We start from the raw sequence: 19006 nt of genomic DNA, 5'->3' as shown, positions 1-19006 counted from the left end.
TAGTAGTAATTTCGATCTTTACAAATCGCAAATTTTATAGTATGAAACGAGTTATATACATAACCGCGTTATTAGTAACCACAGTTGCAAGTCTTACTTCGTGTAGAGACAATGTAGAGAAAGAGACCATAGTACGTGAAGTTAGAGTTGAAAAGGCAGAACCTGTAAAAGTAGAAGCAGAAGAAAAAGAAGGGATCTTAGAAAGAACTGCTAAAAAGGTAGATGGAGAGGTTAATAAAGAAATCGATAAAAAGATCGAAACTATAGGAGACGACAATTAATTGTATATTCTTACATTTTATATTGAAATTTACTTAATTTTATATATTATTGCTAATTAATAAATAAACGAACTAACCAATATTAAACCTGATAAAACAAATAATTATGAAAAAATCAATTCTAGTATTAGCAACAGCTTTTTCTTTATCTGCAGTTTTCACTTCATGTAGAGATACCAACACTGCAGACTCTGACGATAAAATGGAGGTAAGCGATGATATGGATGATGTTGAAGATGACATGGACGACGTGGCAGATGACGTTGAAGATGCAGCTAACGATGCAGGAGATGCAGTTAATAATGCAGCTAACGAAGTAGAAGATGAAGTTGAAGGAAATGACGATATGTAATATCGCTTTTTTTAAGCTTTCTTAAGTTCAACTAACCAATTGAATGTTTTAAAATTTAAATTATGAAAAGATTAATCTTATTGATGGCACTTACTTTTACAACAAGTATTGCCTTTACTTCTTGCAGAGAGAAATCTACTGTAGAGAAAGTAGCAGATGATGTTGAAGATGCAGTAGATTAACTCGCATTTTCAATCCAACTTAAACCAAAAAATCCATCCTATAAAGGGATGGATTTTTTTATTGTTTTAAAGTTTTGAACTCGCTTTTAAGCTCATCCATAGATTGTTGTAGTTGCCTTAACAATCCACTTTCTGAAGTAGCATCTACACTAAAAGTCAATTTACTATTAATTTGCCACAGTTCTTGAATATCATTTACCTGAATTTGAATGGGTGCATATTCTTCATTTAAAGAGATTAGCACGGCTTTTTGTGGGTCTTCTAATTTCTGAATTTTCTTTACCAGTACAGAATCATATAATACTACTACATAAATCTTACTATAACTCACTTCATTAACACTGGAAATAGCTTTCCCTAACACCCATTCTCCGGGTCTTAGATTAGGCATCATACTATCTCCTTCCACTTGAAATCCTCTATAACTGGCATTTCTATATTCTGGTAAAGGAATATCGAAAGCAGGAAGTTGATGATACCACTCTACATCTTGAACATTATGAGGATATCCGGCTGCCGCCTTTTGATTTACCAACACAATATTCTCTTCTTCCCCACTATTTACAGTAACCACCTTTGGACTTACGTCTCCTCTATTAATTGGTAAGAATTTCTGATTGCTATCGCCAAAGATCCAAAGCGGATTCACCCCAAACTGGCGCAGTAATTCTGCTACCATCTTGCCAGATAGCTTTGTTCTTCCACGCTCAATATCAGCAGTAGAATTTTTAATTCCCAGTAATTCCGCAAACTCGGTCTGGGTAAAATTATGGTCTTCACGAATTTCTTTAAAGCGCTTAACCTCCAGTGTTACATCTGTTCCCATACACAAATATAACTTTTTTTGGAATAAGTCCAATTTTAACATTGGATTATTTCCTATTTAATGGAATTATTCCATAATTTTGTAAAGATTCCAATTTGAGCTAATATCAAAAGGAAAAGAAATTATGGAGAAAACCGTGTTACATCTAGATCTTGATACTTTCTATGTTTCTGTAGAAAGGTTAATAGATACGCGCCTTCAACATAGACCGCTATTGGTGGGTGGTACTAGCGATCGTGGGGTGGTTGCTGCTTGTAGTTATGAAACGCGTGCTTTTGGGGTGCACTCCGGAATGTCTATGAAATTAGCTAAACAACTCTGCCCGGAGGCTACAGTTATTAGAGGAAACGCAAGCACGTATACCAAATATTCTAAAGATGTAACAGATATTATCAAAATCGATGTTCCGCTATTTGAAAAATCGAGCATCGATGAGTTTTACGCAGATCTCACCGGAATGGATCGCTTTTTTGGTTGTTATAAATATGCTTCAGAATTGAGAAAAAAGATCACCCGAGAAACCGGACTTCCCATCTCTTTTGGCCTTTCTGTGAATAAGATCGTATCTAAAGTAGCTACCAATGAGGCAAAACCCAACAATCAGCTCAAAATAGATTCTGGTTTTGAAAAAGAGTTTTTAGCACCACTTTCAGTAAAAAAGATACCCATGGTGGGAGATAAAACCTATCAAACCCTTCGGAATTTAGGAGTACGCCAGATCAAGACCATTCAGGAAATGCCGCTGGAAATGATGCAGAAGGTTTTAGGGTCTAACGGTACTACTATTTGGAACAGAGCACAGGGAATAGATCATACCCCCGTTATTCCCTATTCAGAGCGTAAATCTATTTCTACAGAGCGAACTTTTGATAAGGATACTATAGATGTACAGCGACTTTCTGCCATCTTAATTGCTATGACAGAAAATCTCGCCTATCAATTAAGGCGTGGAGATAAACTTACTTCTTGTGTAGCGGTGAAGATTCGATATTCAGATTTCAATACGTATACCAAGCAGCTTAAAATTCCTTATACCAGTGCAGATCATGTTTTGATACCGCTCATACAAGATATTTTTAAAAAGCTTTATAACCGAAGGTTGCTGGTACGCTTAATAGGAATAAGATTTAGCCATTTAGCAGGAGGAAATTATCAGATCAATCTATTTGATGACAATGAAGAAGTACTTCACCTCTACAATGCAATGGATAAAATAAGAAACAGGTATGGAGACAGAAGTGTGATACGGGCTGCATCCATGGGTGCAAAAACCATTGGCCGCTTTACCAATCCTTTTAACGGAGAACCTCCGGTGGTCTTAGCACATAGAAAACAGTAATTGAAAATTGAAATTTTAAAAGAAGAATGAAAAAAATATAAGTATAAAAAATCAACAACAACCAAACACTGAATACTCACTACTCCATACTAACTACTAATTACTCCCTATTAGCTTGTATCTAAATAACCACACATATTATAGCATGCGCTTCGGCACTTTTTCAGAAATTGATTTACTGGAACTGGCCAAGGAAAATCATGTTCAAAAGTTGGTACTTACAGATATCAACAACACTTCTGCATGTTTAAATTTTGTGAGAAAAGCTTCAGAATATAACATAGCACCTGTATTGGGAATTGATTTTAGAAATGGTGCACAGCAACAATTTGTAGCTATTGCCAAAAATAACGAAGGTTTTAAAGAGCTTAACGATTATCTATCTACACATCTGCACCAAAAATCTAAGATCCCCGAAAAAGCTCCTGTTTTTAAAGAAGCTTTTGTGATCTATCCGTTCGAGAAAATCATGGCGGCAGAGATCACTCAATTTCAACCCAATGAATTTATAGGGGTTTCTGTGAGCGAATTGCGAAAACTTAGATTTTCAAAACTGAGAGAACTCACCACAAAATTGGTGGTGTTACAGCCTGTAACCTTTAGAAATAAAAGAGATTTCAACGCACATCGACTTTTACGCGCTATAGACAATAATACTATTCTAAGCAAGCTTCAGCCAGAAGAGCAGGCAGGTATCGATGAAAGAATGCTTCCGCTAGAACAGTTGAAAGAAAAATTTGAAGACTTCCCGTTTATACTGGAGAATACTCAGAAATTACTAGACGAGTGTCAAATTAATTTCGATTTTTCAGCAAATAGGAAGCCTCAAAATCAGCAGATATTTAGAGAAAGTAGAGCGTCTGATGAGCAATTGCTAGATGAATTATGCCAGAAAGCGGTATCCTTTAGATATCCTGAAGCTAAAGAAGAGGTTTATACCCGTATGAATTCTGAACTGAAGGTGATCAAGCAATTAAACTTTGTCTCTTACTTTCTTCTGAATTGGCGCATCTGTGAATATGCTCGTGAAAAAGGATATTTTTATGTAGGTAGAGGAAGTGGTGCAAATAGCATTGTTGCTTATTTACTACAGATCACCGAGGTAGATCCCATAGAACTCGATCTATATTTTGAGCGTTTTATCAATGAATACAGAACGAGTCCGCCAGATTTTGATATAGATTTTGCCTGGAATGACAGAGCAGATATCACCCGATTTATTTTTGAAGAGTTTCCGAATACTGCGCTGTTAGCAACTTATAACACTTTTCAGTACAAAGCAGTAATACGAGAATTAGGAAAGGTTTTTGGGTTGCCAAAAGAAGATATAGACAAGCTATGTGATGGATATCTTCCAAAATCTGAAATAGACAATCTGCATAAGATCGTGCTTAAATATGGCGATCTTATTCAAGGAATGCCAAATTACATTAGTATACATGCAGGAGGTATCTTAATTTCAGACAAACCCCTCACCTATTTCTCTGCTTTAGACCTGCCTCCAAAGGGATTTCCTACGGTACAATTTGATATGGTAATTGCCGAAGATGTTGGCTTATATAAGTTTGATATCCTAGCGCAGCGGGGTTTAGGAAAGATTAGGGATTCTTTAGAAATTATTGAACAAAATCAGCCAAATGCTGCACCTTTTGATATTCATGATATACATAAAATGAAAGAGGATCCTAATATTAATAAGCTGGTTAGGGAAGCTTCTTGTATTGGTTGTTTTTACGTAGAATCTCCGGCGATGCGCATGTTGCTAAGAAAACTTCAAACCGATACTTATTTAGGTTTGGTAGCAGCAAGCTCTATCATCAGACCCGGTGTTGCTAAAAGCGGAATGATGCGAGAATATATTATGAGACATAGATATCCAGAACGCCGCAGCAATGCGCACCCAGAACTAGCTCGTATTATGCCAGATACTTATGGAATTATGGTCTATCAAGAAGATGTGATAAAAGTAGCGCATTACTTTGCCGGACTTAGCTTAGGAGAAGCAGATGTGCTAAGAAGAGGAATGAGCGGAAAGTATCGTTCCAGAGCAGAATTTCAGCAGGTAGAAGAAAAGTTCATTTCTAATTGTAAAGAAAAGAAAATAGCAGAGAAGACCATTTTTGAAGTTTGGGATCAAATAAAAAGTTTTGCAGGATATGCTTTTGCTAAAGGCCATTCTGCCAGCTATGCTGTAGAAAGCTATCAGAGTTTATTTTTAAAAACTTATTTTCCGTTAGAATATATGGTGGCAACACTTAATAATGGCGGAGGCTTTTATTCACCAGAGATGTATGTGCATGAGGCTAAAATGCAGGGTGCTACTATAGAACCACCTTGTATAAATAAAGGCGATTTTCACAATACCATACAAGGGAAAACCATCTATCTGGGCTTTGGATATCTAAAAGAACTGGAGCAGCGCGCCGCACAAAGAATTATAGAAAATAGAAATTTTCATGGTGCTTTTAAATCTTTAGAAGATTTTATTAATAGAGTAAGTATTGGGATTGAGCAATTAAGCATCCTTATAAGGATCAACTCTTTTCGGTTTACAGGAGTAGATAAATATAAGCTCTTATGGGAAGCACATTTTAAGCTTAGCAAAGCTCCAAAACGTCCAGACCAGTTACCGCTTTTTGTTCCGAAGCATAAAAATTTTACACTTCCTGCACTTAACACTACCAGTTTAGAAGAAGCTTTTGAGCAAATAGAGCTTTTAGGATTCCCTTTGTGTGGCCATTTTGAACTTCTTAAAGAAGATCCTAAAACCACACATGGCCAGAAAGATCTTAAAGATTTTTTAAATCGGAATATTTTGATCTACGGCTATTTGGTGACCGTTAAAAACACAAAGACTGCTAAAGGAGACCGCATGCATTTTGGAACCTTTATAGATAGCCAAGGTCAATTTTTTGATACGATCCTGTTTCCACCAGTAGCAAAGAAATTTAGTTTTAGAGGCCCCGGAGTTTATGCTCTCTTCGGAAAAGTGACGGAAGAATTTGATTTTTTGAGTATTGAAGTCAGTAAGATGAGAAAAGAATCCTACATCACAGACCCACGTTTTGCTGAAGAAAATTTGGCTACAGGCCACCGATTGGAAAAAATGAAAAGTTTAGAAGAACGAAAAGAAGTTCACACCAAATCTTAAAAATATGTCTTTCGAAAGAATTAAAGAAAAATTAGATATTCTGGCAGATGCCGCAAAGTATGATATTTCATGCTCCAGTAGTGGAAGCAAAAGATCTAACAAAAATAAGGGATTGGGTAACAGTGATGGCGTGGGAATTTGCCATAGCTATACAGAAGATGGTAGATGTGTATCGCTTCTCAAAATATTATTAACTAACCACTGTATTTTTGATTGTGCCTATTGCGTTACCAGAAAAAGTAACGATATAAAAAGAGCCGCATTTAAAGTGGAAGAAGTAGTAAGCCTAACCATGAATTTCTATAGAAGAAATTATATAGAAGGCTTATTCTTAAGTTCCGGGATCTTTAAAAGTCCAGATCATACCATGGAGCGTTTGGTGCAAGTGGCTAAAAAACTGAGATTAGAAGAAAACTTCAATGGTTATATACATCTAAAATCTATACCTGGAGCCAGTGATGAGTTAATGAGAGAAGCCGGTCTTTATGCAGATAGGCTTTCGGTAAACATTGAGATCCCAACCATTTCAGGATTAAAATTATTGGCACCAGATAAAAAGCATGAAGACTTTATAAAACCTATGGAAGCGGTTAAAAATAGTATTCAAATTTATCAAAACGAAAAAAAATTGATTCGAAGCACTCCTAAATATGCACCCGCAGGCCAAAGCACTCAAATGATAGTTGGGGCTACCGGAGAAAGTGATAGAGACGTGATGTACTCTGCAGCTTATTATTACAAGAAATTCCAGATGAAACGAGTATACTATTCAGGATATATTCCAATCGCTCAAGATTCCAGACTGCCTGCTTTAGGAAGCCCGGTGCCGCTGCTAAGAGAGAATAGATTGTATCAAACAGATTGGTTGCTTAGGTTTTACGGATTCGACATTCGAGAACTTCTAAATGAGGAGAATCAAAACCTAGACTTAGAAATAGATCCAAAGCTTAGCTGGGCATTAAGAAATTTAGACATGTTCCCTATAGATATTAATAGAGCAGATAAAAGCCTTATCACAAGGATTCCGGGAATAGGCCTTAAGTCTGTTTACAAAATAATTGAAGCAAGAAGATATAGCAAGTTAAATTGGGATCATCTTAAAAAGATTGGTATTGCTATAAACAGAGCAAAATATTTTATTACGTGCGATTCTCGAGATTTTGAAAAAAGAGATCTCACAGCAGTAAAAATAAAAGGACTCATATTACAGAATTCTGCATCAAAATTCAGAAAAGATTACAGCAATCAATTAAGTTTATTTGAAGCTAAATGGTAACAAAACCAGTTCATTTAAGTTATGACGGCAGCTTTGAAGGCTTTCTCACTTGCATTTTTCAAATCTTCGATGAGAAAATTAATGTTCTGGGGATTTCATATTCAGAGCAATTACAACCCGATATGTTCTCTACTATAGAAAGTGTACTAACAGATAATTCCAAAGCAAAAAGAGTCACTTCCGGACTTATAAAAAAAGGGTCTTCAGCAGTTGTAAGAAAAGTACATTACGCTTTTCTGAGCGAGCAAATGGGCATTGAGATGAAATTATTAAGTTATATAAAGCTTATATTTTTCTCTAAAATTCCTGTAGATAAGGATTTTTCTAATCCTGTTATTCTCGAAATTCAGCAGATCGTAAAAATGGTTCATCGGGAAAAGCACAGAATGGAAGCTTTTATTAGGTTCAAGCTCACCAAAGACAACATATTTTTCGCAGTAATGGAGCCAGACTTTAATGTGCTTCCAATTATATTAGATCATTTTGAAAGAAGATATGCAGATCAAAATTGGATAATATATGACCTTAAAAGAAAAATAGGCTTATACTATAATTTGCAAAAAACCAACTATATAAGTCTTGAAATTACAAAAAATAATGATCTAAATACGCAAAATTCTGCAGTTTATAAGGATGAAGAGATAGAATTTGAACAATTATGGCAACAATATTTTAAAAGCACAAACATCAAATCTCGAGTAAATATGCGCCTTCACATACAACATGTACCTAAAAGATATTGGAAATATTTAACTGAAAAGAGTTCTTGGCAAAATTAAAAATTAGTTTAAATTTGCTGTTCAACTAATTAAACATATTTCACAATGAAAAAATTATCTTTATTATTATTAGGAGCAGTTTTAACTTTATCTCTTTACTCTTGTAGAGAAACTACAGAAGAGAAATCTGAAGATGCTGTTGAAGCTGTTGGAAACGACATCGAAAGCAACACTGAAGCTGCTGGAAACGAAATTGAAGGAGCTGCACAAGATGCATCTAATGAAATGAATGAAGAAGTTCAAGGAACTGACGATGTTAACGGTGAAGAAGCTGCAGACGACATGCAATAGTATTTCACTATAATATTTAAAAAGCCATCTCAAATTTCTTTGTGATGGCTTTTTTTAATTAAATTAATATCTAAAATCTAAACCCATGAGAAAATTTTTATTAGTACTTATGATCTGCGGAATTACCGGTTCTCTAACTTCCTGCAGAGAATCTACCCAACAGAAAACCGAAGATGCTGCTAAAGCTATTGGAAAAGACATTAAAGAAGGTGCTGAAAAAGCCGGTGATAAAATGGAAGAAGGCGCTGAAAAATTGAAACAAGAAATTGATGAAGAAATTCACGATGCAGATGATGTGAATGGTGAAGAAGCTGCAGATGATATGGAATAATTAATAATTCTTATTTTCCATTTTTTAGTTTAACCGTCTTAAATGACGGTTTTTTTATTCCTATCTCTCAAAAAGACCGATCAAAGATCACTAAAAATCACCCTCATATTCTCCTAAATTATAGCGATTTATAAATTTTAAATTAATAATTCAATATTTTCTGCAACAATTTACCTAAAGTGGTGTCTATTAAGAAACTTCATCAATGAAATCTATCTTATTCATCATCATCACAATCTTCATTTTTCAGCTTAACCATGCTCAGGAAAACGATACCATCCCCAGAAAATCCATAAATATCATTAGAATTGCTAATGCACCAAAAATTGATGGGATTTTAGATGATGAAGCATGGATAAACGCACCTATAGCTACCAATTTTGTAGAACGAACGCCTACTAATGGAATTGCCATACCAGATAGCCTTCAAACCAATGTAAAGATCGTGTACGATGATCTAGGTATATATTTTGGAGCCACCCTAAATGATCCAAACATTACAAATATCCCTAAAGAACTAACCGAACGTGACAATATTGGTAATGACGATTTTTTCTTTATTCTCTTAAATGGCTATAATGATAGACAACAAAGTCTACAGTTTATAATAACTGCTGCTGGGGTACAGTACGACGCTAAAATGACCAACGATAATGAAGATTCCAGTTGGAATGGAGTTTGGTATAGTGCGGTTCAAATAAATGAAAAAGACTGGGTTGTAGAAATATTTATCCCATACTCTGAACTTAGATTCCCTAAGAAAAATATTCAGGAATGGGGATTAAATATGGAACGTGAGTATAGAAGGAGTGGTGCTAGATATAGCTGGAGCCCTGTAGATAATTCTAAAGGTTCCTTTTCTATCTACGATGGAGAGATCTACGGAATTCAAAATATCAACACTCCTACCCGTCTCTCATTTCAACCTTACATTTCTACGTATCTAAATAATTATGATGGAACTACAGAGGTAAGCGTGAATGGAGGAATGGATCTTAAATATGGAATTAATGATGCGTTTACCTTAGACATGATACTTATACCAGATTTTGGACAAACCAAATTTGATGATGCTGTCTTAAACCTTTCTGCTTTTGAAGTTCAGTATAATGAGCAAAGACCCTTCTTTACTGAAGGGACAGAATTATTTTCTAAAGGGAATCTTTTTTACTCCAGAAGAGTTGGAGGAAACCCCTCTGGAAGACCAGAATTATTAGAAAATGAAGAGTTTACCTCATTTCCTACTACAGTAGATCTTTTGAACGCGTTAAAGATTTCTGGAAGAACAGATAACGGATTAGGAATAGGTTTTTTCAATGCCGTTACCAAAAAGACATACGCTACTATAAAAAATACAGAGAATAATACTTTCAGAAAACAATTAGTAGAACCACTAACCAATTATAACATACTTGTACTAGACCAACGCTTTGGAGAGAATTCTTCTGTATCTATAGTAAATACTAATACTACAAGAGATGGAAACTTTAGAGATGCCAACGCTACCGGGCTTTATCTAGATCTTACCAATAAAAAGAATACCATGAATTATTGGGCGAATGCAGAAGGTAGCTGGGTAATGGATGAAGGAACAAAATTTGGAACAGAAGGAGTTCTTGGAATTGCGAAGATTAACGGAAAGAACCGGTTGAATGTTCAGATGGACTATAGAAGCAAAGATTATGATATTAATGACCTAGGATATTCAGGATTTACCAATTACATTAATTATTCGGGATATTACGGATATAGGTATTTGCAACCTAAAGGCTTCTTAAATACAATGTACCTTAACTTTAATGTTTTCCATCAGCGTAGATTAGAACCAGACCTTTTTAGTAATCTGATCTTAAATTTTAATTCGAGCTTTACTACAAAAGAATTCTTCAATTTTGGATTTGGTTTTGAAACTACTCCATTAGGAACACAGGATATTTATGAACCACGAGTAGCCGGAAGGTATCTAGAGCTTCCTTCTTATTATGACCAATGGATATATTTTAGTACAGATTACCGTAAAAAGCTACGATTATCTGCGTCTGCAGATTGGTATAAATATGATGAAAAAGGACGTGGCATCTTAAATATCGATGTGAATCCAAGCTTTCAAGTTTCTGATAAATTTAAAGTATTACTTTCTACTACTATTAGCCTTTCTGATAAGGAGCAAGGTTTTGTAGATCTTTTAGGTGATGAGATCGTAATAGGTTCTAGGAATAGAAATACCATTATAAATTCTTTAGAGTCAAGATATATTTTCAATAATAAAATGGCGCTAAATCTGGCATTTAGACATTACTATACCGAAGTTCAATATGATCAATTTTTTAATCTACAGCCTAACGGCACCTTAGATCTCCGAAATGGATATGAGAATACATTTGACACTACTTATAATAGTTGGAACATAGATCTTAGATATTCGTGGTGGTTCGCTCCGGGAAGCCAGCTAACGTTACTTTACAGAAATGCGATAGACAGTTACATAGAAAATTCAAAAATTAATTTCTCTAATAATTTCAACATACTGTTCGATCAGCCCCAGATAAATAGTTTGTCTTTACGCGTTAGTTACTTTTTAGATTACAATAGAATGAAAAATTGGTTTAAAAATGATAGGATCTCTCCAGACCAACCTAGAACAGCGAACACCTATGGTAAGATCTAATTTTGGAGTATGCATATAAAAAAAGAGGTAATTCTCATAGGAATTACCTCTTTTTAATTAAATGTAAATAGATTTATTGAGTAGCTACTCTATTCTTAAACCTGCATCTATTCTAGCGATTAGATCTGCCCAATGAAATCTAGTTAATTGATCTGAAGATCTCATCTTTCTTGAATTTAGATCAGACTTTAGACGCTGCATCTCTCCTCTCATTAGCGCAATAACATCAGACTTTAAGATTTTCTGATCTTCCTGAGCTTTTAATTCTTGCACATATTGAGCTGCTTCATCCACAAAAGATCGTTGTAAGTTTCTTCTATAAGCATCTACCATCTTTCCAGCATACAATTCTGAAAAGATCCCTTTTCTAAGATCTTCCATAAATTCTACTGCGCTATAGGCGTCTCTTGCATTCATTTGCTCATTGCTCACCATTCTTTTAATTCTACCTTCATCTAAAAGATAGTTTAATGCTCTTGTTTGTAAATTCTGAATTCTTTCTATAGCACCAGAAGCCTCAATTCTATTTAAAATATCTTTTTCTAACAACCAATCTGGAGTGTTAAAAGCATTTTGGTTTAAAAACCTAACTGCATCCTTTTGTATCTCTTTGGGAACAGCGGCGTACACCAAACCGTCTTGATCACTAGTTTTTCTGGTCTCATACACACCACCAACATTTGTAACTACATGGTAGATATATCCTCTCCATAAATTGATAAGCTCTTTATATACTTCTTCTAGATCATCATAATTTTTACCATCTGCAGCCGTCCATTCTACTAAGTTTGGAACTACTCTTTTTAGATTTGCGAGTCCGTATTCACTCGCCTTTACCTGATCTTTACCTAAACTTTCTCTTTGAGCTTGAGGATCTACACCGTCATATCCCCCACCAAATTCATAGATAGGATCTCCAGACTTTTCTAAGATCCATGCATCTAAGGTCTTCTTTTCTGCTTTAGAATTTTGAGCAGATGGCAAATATCTATACCCCCAATTAATAGCATATTTGTCATATGGTCCCATCATTCTAATATATCTTACCCCTTTATCTTCCGGTTGAGCTACATAGTTTACACGCGCATAATCCATTATAGAGGGAGTTAGACCGTATTCTTGAGTAAAACTAGCAGATCTTAAAGAATCTGTGGGATACGCAGCACTAGCTTTCATATTATGTGGCAGGCCTAATGCATGTCCCACCTCATGTGCAATAACCATACGCATCATCTCTCCAATTTCTTTCTTTGGAGTATTCAAACTTCTTGCAGCAGGATTCTGAGCTCCAGCTTCTATCATAAATCTATTTCTATAAGATCTTAAATGATTGTGGTACCAGATAATATCACTTTCTATGATCTCTCCTGTTCTAGGATCTATAACTGAAGGGCCTACAGCATTTCTGGTAGTACTAGCTACATATCTAACTACAGAATATCTTATATCTTCCGGACTAAACTCTGGATTTTCTTCTTTACTAGGAGGATCTTTTGCGATAATTGCATTTTTAAATCCTGCCTCTTCAAAAGCCTTATTCCAATCTTCTATACCTTGTTTAAAATATGGTCGCCATTTTAAAGGAGTTGCCGGATCTAGATAATAGACAATTGGCTTTACAGGTTCTACCAATTCTCCGCGCTTATAAGCTTCCATATCTTTTGGAACCAATCTCCATCGTCTAATAATTTCATAATCATCAGATTTTAACTGATCTGAATCATAATCATACTTCTTAACACTAAACCATCCCACCCTATCATCTGCAATTCTTGGTTGCATCTTATCATCTGGCAATAAGATCATAGATTGATTCATTAAAAGTGAAATTGTACCGGCTTGATCTCTTTCCGGTGGTGTTTCTGCCTCATAGGTCATCACATGTCTTACCTCAACATTCTTAGGATAGGCATGTGCAGATTCTATATAAGACCTGCTTTTATCAAACTTTTTAACTTTGTATTCTTTTCTAAGTGAAGGAGAAAGTCCATCTATAGCAGCAACTTCAGATTCAAAAAGCTCTCCCACTTCAATCACAACTTTAGTAGAATCTGTGCTATAAGCTTCTATTTTAGAACTAAAGAGAATTGGAGAAAAGTTATTTGCAGAAACAGACTTATAAATTGGTGATTCTTCATCGCTTTGATTTTCAAAACTTATCACCTTCATGTCTATAGTGTTATTTCGCTTATACCAGCGCACCACCTGTTCATTTACTTTAGAACCTGCATTTACATAGCCTCCGCCATAACCTGAAGGCACTTTTGCAATTCTTGAAACCAATAACATATCTTTTTCAAAAAGTGTTAATGGAATCTCAAAATATAATTTATCTCCTACCTGATGAGTTGTAAATAGGCCTTCATCAGACTTAGCTTCTTTAGTAATTACCTCAGCATAAGATTTTAGACCATTGCTTTTCTTTTTCTGCTCTGTTGTGGTTTGAGCACTTTTACCGTTCTTACCGGAAATTATATCCTGGCTCTTACAGCCTGTTGCGAGTGCCGCTGCGAGCACTATTATCGAAAATTTTCTAACCATAAATTTTTTTTAAGCCTCAAGATATGTAAAGCATCTGATATCTTAAAAAGATACCCCCCTCTAAAGCGCATTTTTTAATTAACTTTCCAAAAAATTGAAGCTATAAATGAAGCATATTGTTTTTCTGATTTCTCTCTTCACCATAACAAATCTGCAGATTTGCAATGAAAATGCTGTACCAAAAGAATTTGTAAAAGTAAAGCAGGTTATTCCAGATATTCAGGTAGATCTAAGATATGCAGGTACTCATAATTTTGTTGGAAGACCTCTTCCTGGATATAATGAAGCTGAAGTTATTCTTACAAAACAAGCTGCAGAAGCGCTAAAAAACGTACAATTAGAATTAGAAGCTCGAGGGTTGTGTTTAAAGATATTTGATGCCTATCGCCCTCAACGAGCTGTAAATTATTTTATAGAATGGGCAAAAAAACCGGAAGATACAATAGGTAAAGAGGAGTTCTATCCAGAGCAAGACAAACGCAACCTTTTTAATCTAGGGTATATTGCTACAAGATCTGGTCATTCCAGGGGTTCTACAATAGACTTAACAATTATTGATGCTAATACCTTGGAAGAACTAGACATGGGTGGAACTTATGATTTCTTTGGAGAAGTTTCCCATTTGTATACCACCAGTATTACAGCAAAACAACATAAGAACAGAGAACTTTTAAAATTGGTGATGAGCAGAAATGGATTTAGATCTTATTCTGAAGAGTGGTGGCATTTTACATTACGAGGGGAGCCATTTCCAAACACGTATTTTGATTTTGTGATACAATAATTTTCAATCTTGTATAATCATATATTTTATGGCAATTTTATAGTTTGATATAGTAATGTACCTACTCCTCTACGACTAAAATGACATCAAAATTCAGTTAAATTCAAAATATATAAGACATTATGAGTACAAAAGAACCTGCATTATTCTCTCCAATCCAAATTGGAGATCTACATATAAAAAATAGACTTACCGTTTCACCAATGTGTATGTATAGTAGCGAAGATGGATTTAGTAATAACTGGCATTTGGTACATTTAGGTAGCCGAGCTGTGGGAGGTGCCGGTCTTATACTTACCGAAGCAGCATCAATCTCTCCTGAAGGAAGAATTACTCCAAGAGATATGGGAATCTGGAAAGATGAACATATGGAACGACTTGCAGAAATTGTAGATTTTGTAGAAGCTCAAGGCACACAAATTGGGATTCAACTAGCGCATGCTGGAAGAAAGGCCTCTTGTGCTCCCCCTTGGGAAGGTGGTAACAGAGTACAACCAGAAAATGGTGGATGGGAAACTGTAGCACCTAGTGCCGTTCCTTTTAATGAAAATGATCCTGCTCCAATAGAGTTAGATAAAAAAGGAATAAATAAAGTAATATCAGATTTCAAAGAAGCTGCAGAGAGATCTTATAAAGCAGGATTTAAAGTGGTTGAGATCCATGCTGCTCATGGATATTTATTACATGAATTTTTATCACCATTAAGCAATAAAAGAACCGACGAATATGGAGGATCTTTTGAGAACAGAAGTAGATTGGTATTAGAAGTTACCAAAGAAATAAGAAAAGTATGGCCAAAAGAACTCCCCTTATTTGTTAGAATTTCTGCTACAGATTGGGCAGATGGCGGATGGAACATTGAAGAATCTGTAAAATTATCTAAGCTCTTAAAAGAAGAAGGTGTAGATCTTATAGATTGTTCTTCTGGAGGATTGATACCAGATGCTGTAATTCCTGCTGAAAAAGGATATCAAGTTGGTTTTGCAGAAAGAATTAAACGTGAAGCCAATATTCTTACAGGCGCCGTAGGATTAATTGTTGAACCTCAGCAAGCAGAAGAAATATTAGAAAACAAGAAGGCAGATCTTATTTTAATGGCTAGAGAATTTTTGAGAACTCCCTATTTCCCATTAGAAGCTGCTAAAGAATTGAAAATGGATTTAGAATGGCCAAATCAATATAAACGAGCTAAAAGAAATTAGCCTCAATAAAGTAATTTTACATTATATCCTCAAGGTCATGAAATCATTTTCATGACCTTTTTTTTGTTTTTATGATGTTACAAATCAGAACAATTCAATAACCAATGCTAAAGGTTTTAAAAATGAAATTACTATCATAATCAATTAAAATTATACAAAATTCTCATTTTTCTAACAAAGATTATCTGTTTTTGCTTATTTTCGCCCTAGGAAGAACCCTACCTTTTGTCCTGCTAATTACATCATATATTGTTACTCATTCAATATGAGCAATGTATAACCATTTTGTAAAAAAAAGATTCTGTTTTTAGTTCATAGAGATGTGAAACATCTTTACTTTAAGCTTGAATTTGATTATAAACTTTCACTAATCGTGCAAGTTATTTTGTAAAATGAAAAGGTGCCGGCTGGTGAAAGACAAATTGGGTAGGGCTTATTTGTTGGAAACTTGTCGGCATTATTTTCTTCCGTTGCTTCTAAGCCATAGTAGTTTCAAAATAGATATTCTCAAACTACAGCTTCAACCGATATAAGTTTCCGCCTTATACTTTTAAAAATCTTTAATTAAATATGCCATCTAATTTTATTAAAGCCGTTCCCATATCTAATGATTCTGTTAACAGATTTTTAAATAGATCTCCTTTTTGCGCTAAACGTTGAGGCATATTTTTGATGTGAAAATCTATAATATTAAATCCGGCTTCTACTTCTTGCCAGGTTACAGGTGCAGAAACGGTAGCTCCCGGCTTTGGTCTTGCACTATATGGTGCTACTATGGTCTGTCCCTTTCTATTTTGTAGATAATCTAAGTATATTTTTGGTCCGCGCTTTCTCAAACTACGCTCTAACGTTGTTAGTAAAGGAAGCTGCTCCTGAATATAAATGCAAATGAGTTTCGCAAAATTCACAGATTCTCCATACGTATATTGAGCACCTAATGGTATATAAATGTGCATACCACTAGATCCTGAAGTTTTATAAAAAGCTGGGATCTCTGCTTGTTGCAATATTGATCCTGCTACACGTGTAGTCTCTAATACTTCCTGAAAAGAATTTTTTTCTGAAGGATCTAGATCTATAATGCAATAATCTGGATTATTTAAATGCTGAATGGTAGAATGCCACGGGTTGATCTCAATACACCCTAAATTGGCCATATATAATAAACTTGCCTCATTTTGACATAAAAGATATTCTATTGTCTTCTTTGCAGCTCTAGACTCTATCTTTTCTGTAGCTATCCATCTTGGTAGATATTCATTATCTTTCTGATAAAAACCTGGCTTTGCTATTCCATTGGGATGTCTGTGTAAATTTTGAGGCCGGTTTTTTAAATAAGGAACTATGTATTCTTCTATTTGAAGATAATAATCTATTAGATCATATTTTAGTAAGCCGCTTTCTGGCCAATAAACTTTTTCTAAATTTGAGATAGGAACATGAACTCCATTAAGTGTTAAGACATTCTCATCACTAGCATTTATTTTTGAGTCTGGTGAATAATAAGTTCCTGATTCTTTCAGAATTGATGGAGCTATAATTGTATCTGGAAGTTCCTTATCTTGCCTCAAACCTTTAAAAACCGGATGCCGCAATTTGTGATCTTTGGTCCATTCTGAAAAAGTGATCTCACCAATAAGAACTGGTTTTACCCAAATGGCATTTCTTCCTTTTAAATTAGGGCTAGTTTCAAATGGATGTTCTTTTACTATGTAAGGATCTAATTTACTTTTAATTTCTTGTAAATTTTTATCAGAAAAACCAGTTCCGCAATTCCCTACGTAAACCAATTTTTCATCATTAACCATCCCAAGAATTAGAGATCCAAAAGCTCTATTATTTTTGTCTGAAACTGTATAACCGCATATTATAGCCTCACTACTTTTTGTTGGTTTTATTTTCAACCAATCTTCACTTCTATAACCAGGTTCATAGGTAGAACTTGCTTTTTTCGCAATAATGCCCTCCATTCCAAGATCTACAGCTCTATTATACAAAGCCTTGCCCATGCCCGAGATATGTTCACAATAAACAATTGTATTACTTTCAGCAATAAGATCTTTTAATAAAGATTTTCTATCTATTAAAGGTAGATGTATTGTATTATGTCCGTTAAGGTATAGCAAATCAAAAACCATAAACTGCAAAGTTCCTTTTTTAGTAGTTTCTGGATAATTTTGTAACTCCTGAAATTGAGGAATTCCATTATTATCTACAAATATAACCTCACCATCTAAAACCGAATTATGCATATAACTCTTTAGCTCGTCTACTACTTCTGGAAATTTATTATTAAGTAAAATCCCATTTCTTGATTGCAATAAAACTTCACCTTCATGTATATGTGCGATAACCCTGTAACCATCATATTTAATTTCATAGATCCAATCTGGGCTATTAAAAACCTCCAAACCCGGTGCTGCTAACATTGGTTTGATAGTACTATCTAAAAGGGAAGTTCTTTGAGATAAGTTATGATCCAGACTGAGCTCCTCTTTATATATCTCTGCATCATAAGTCTGTACTAAGGAATAAGCATCCGATGTTTTTATTAATAACCAATGATTTTCTTTACCCTGATAGGAGGTTTTCACTAAAGAAAATAATCCTTTCAGCTTTCGTCCAGAAAAATGAACATTCAATTTTCCAGCTTCATATTCTTCTAGTGCATCAGATTTTGTGCTGTAAGTTCCTTCATCCCAAATACTCATAGACCCTGCTCCATAATTACCTTTAGGAATAACACCTTCAAAAGTGAGATATTCAACAGGATGATCTTCTGTTGCTACAGCAAGTCTCTTATCTTCTGGATTCATCGAAGGCCCTTTTGGCACCGCCCAACTTTTAAGGGCACCACCCATTTCTAAACGCACATCGTAATGCAAAGAACTCGCCTCATGACGCTGCACTACAAATCTATTTAAATTTGAATTATCTAATCTTCCTTCGGGTTCTCGGGTATTTTTAAAGTCTCTCTTATTATTATATTTATCGAGGCCCACG

The 19006-nt window shown here is 34.9% G+C and carries 14 protein-coding genes; 11 read left to right on the top strand and 3 right to left on the bottom strand.

The features are described 5' to 3' along the window. The first annotated feature begins 41 nt into the window (after positions 1-41). Both BLT84_RS07670 and BLT84_RS07665 read left to right on the top strand, forming a co-directional pair. A complete protein-coding gene (locus BLT84_RS07670) occupies positions 42-281 on the top strand; it encodes a hypothetical protein (RefSeq protein ID WP_091264042.1) in 240 nt (79 codons plus the stop codon). 106 nt (positions 282-387) lie between these two features. Next, a complete protein-coding gene (locus BLT84_RS07665; RefSeq protein ID WP_091264039.1) occupies positions 388-633 on the top strand; it encodes a hypothetical protein in 246 nt (81 codons plus the stop codon). A gap of 240 nt (positions 634-873) precedes the next feature. On the opposite strand, the gene BLT84_RS07660 is transcribed toward BLT84_RS07665, so the two are convergent. After that, the gene (locus BLT84_RS07660) at positions 874-1641 is read right to left on the bottom strand and encodes an XRE family transcriptional regulator (protein ID WP_034889716.1); all 768 of its coding nucleotides are present in this window, start codon (positions 1639-1641) and stop codon (positions 874-876) included. Between the two features lie 124 nt (positions 1642-1765). Between BLT84_RS07660 and dinB the strand changes: the two genes are divergently transcribed. From dinB to BLT84_RS07625, 7 genes are all read left to right on the top strand, one after another. Next, positions 1766-2980 (top strand): DNA polymerase IV, encoded by a 1215-nt coding sequence (gene dinB / locus BLT84_RS07655; protein WP_091264036.1) that lies wholly within the window; start codon positions 1766-1768, stop codon positions 2978-2980. Between the two features lie 115 nt (positions 2981-3095). Next, complete coding sequence (locus tag BLT84_RS07650; RefSeq protein ID WP_091264033.1) at positions 3096-6131, top strand: DNA polymerase III subunit alpha; 3036 nt, start codon at positions 3096-3098, stop codon at positions 6129-6131. A 4-nt stretch (positions 6132-6135) separates the two neighbouring features. Continuing rightward, positions 6136-7407: a putative DNA modification/repair radical SAM protein gene (locus tag BLT84_RS07645; RefSeq protein WP_034889710.1), complete on the top strand. Its 1272-nt coding sequence runs from the start codon at positions 6136-6138 to the stop codon at positions 7405-7407. Next, positions 7401-8186 (top strand): TIGR03915 family putative DNA repair protein, encoded by a 786-nt coding sequence (locus BLT84_RS07640; RefSeq protein ID WP_091264029.1) that lies wholly within the window; start codon positions 7401-7403, stop codon positions 8184-8186. The genes BLT84_RS07645 and BLT84_RS07640 overlap by 7 nt, the downstream gene beginning before the upstream one ends. A gap of 45 nt (positions 8187-8231) precedes the next feature. Continuing rightward, positions 8232-8477 carry a hypothetical protein gene (locus BLT84_RS07635; protein ID WP_091264026.1) on the top strand — a complete coding sequence of 82 codons (246 nt, stop codon included), beginning with the start codon at positions 8232-8234 and terminating at the stop codon, positions 8475-8477. An 85-nt stretch (positions 8478-8562) separates the two neighbouring features. Beyond that, positions 8563-8808, top strand: coding sequence for a hypothetical protein (locus tag BLT84_RS07630; RefSeq protein WP_091264023.1), 246 nt, complete (start codon positions 8563-8565; stop codon positions 8806-8808). A 205-nt stretch (positions 8809-9013) separates the two neighbouring features. After that, a complete protein-coding gene (locus tag BLT84_RS07625) occupies positions 9014-11476 on the top strand; it encodes a DUF5916 domain-containing protein (RefSeq protein ID WP_091264018.1) in 2463 nt (820 codons plus the stop codon). A gap of 84 nt (positions 11477-11560) precedes the next feature. On the opposite strand, the gene BLT84_RS07620 is transcribed toward BLT84_RS07625, so the two are convergent. Further along, the gene (locus tag BLT84_RS07620; protein WP_091264013.1) at positions 11561-14017 is read right to left on the bottom strand and encodes a zinc-dependent metalloprotease; all 2457 of its coding nucleotides are present in this window, start codon (positions 14015-14017) and stop codon (positions 11561-11563) included. 106 nt (positions 14018-14123) lie between these two features. Between BLT84_RS07620 and BLT84_RS07615 the strand changes: the two genes are divergently transcribed. Then, positions 14124-14801 carry a M15 family metallopeptidase gene (locus BLT84_RS07615; protein WP_091264010.1) on the top strand — a complete coding sequence of 226 codons (678 nt, stop codon included), beginning with the start codon at positions 14124-14126 and terminating at the stop codon, positions 14799-14801. A gap of 122 nt (positions 14802-14923) precedes the next feature. Further along, on the top strand, positions 14924-16003 hold the full coding sequence (namA, locus tag BLT84_RS07610) for an NADPH dehydrogenase NamA (RefSeq protein ID WP_091264007.1): 1080 nt from the start codon (positions 14924-14926) through the stop codon (positions 16001-16003). Between the two features lie 560 nt (positions 16004-16563). Here namA and ligD read toward each other — a convergent pair. Then, positions 16564-19005: a DNA ligase D gene (gene ligD, locus BLT84_RS07605; protein ID WP_091264005.1), complete on the bottom strand. Its 2442-nt coding sequence runs from the start codon at positions 19003-19005 to the stop codon at positions 16564-16566. Between the last annotated feature and the right edge of the window lies 1 nt (position 19006).

It is taken from the genome of Gillisia sp. Hel1_33_143 (assembly GCF_900104765.1).
Classification (GTDB): Bacteria; Bacteroidota; Bacteroidia; order Flavobacteriales; family Flavobacteriaceae; genus Gillisia.
This window is presented reverse-complemented; position numbering and strand designations above follow the sequence as displayed.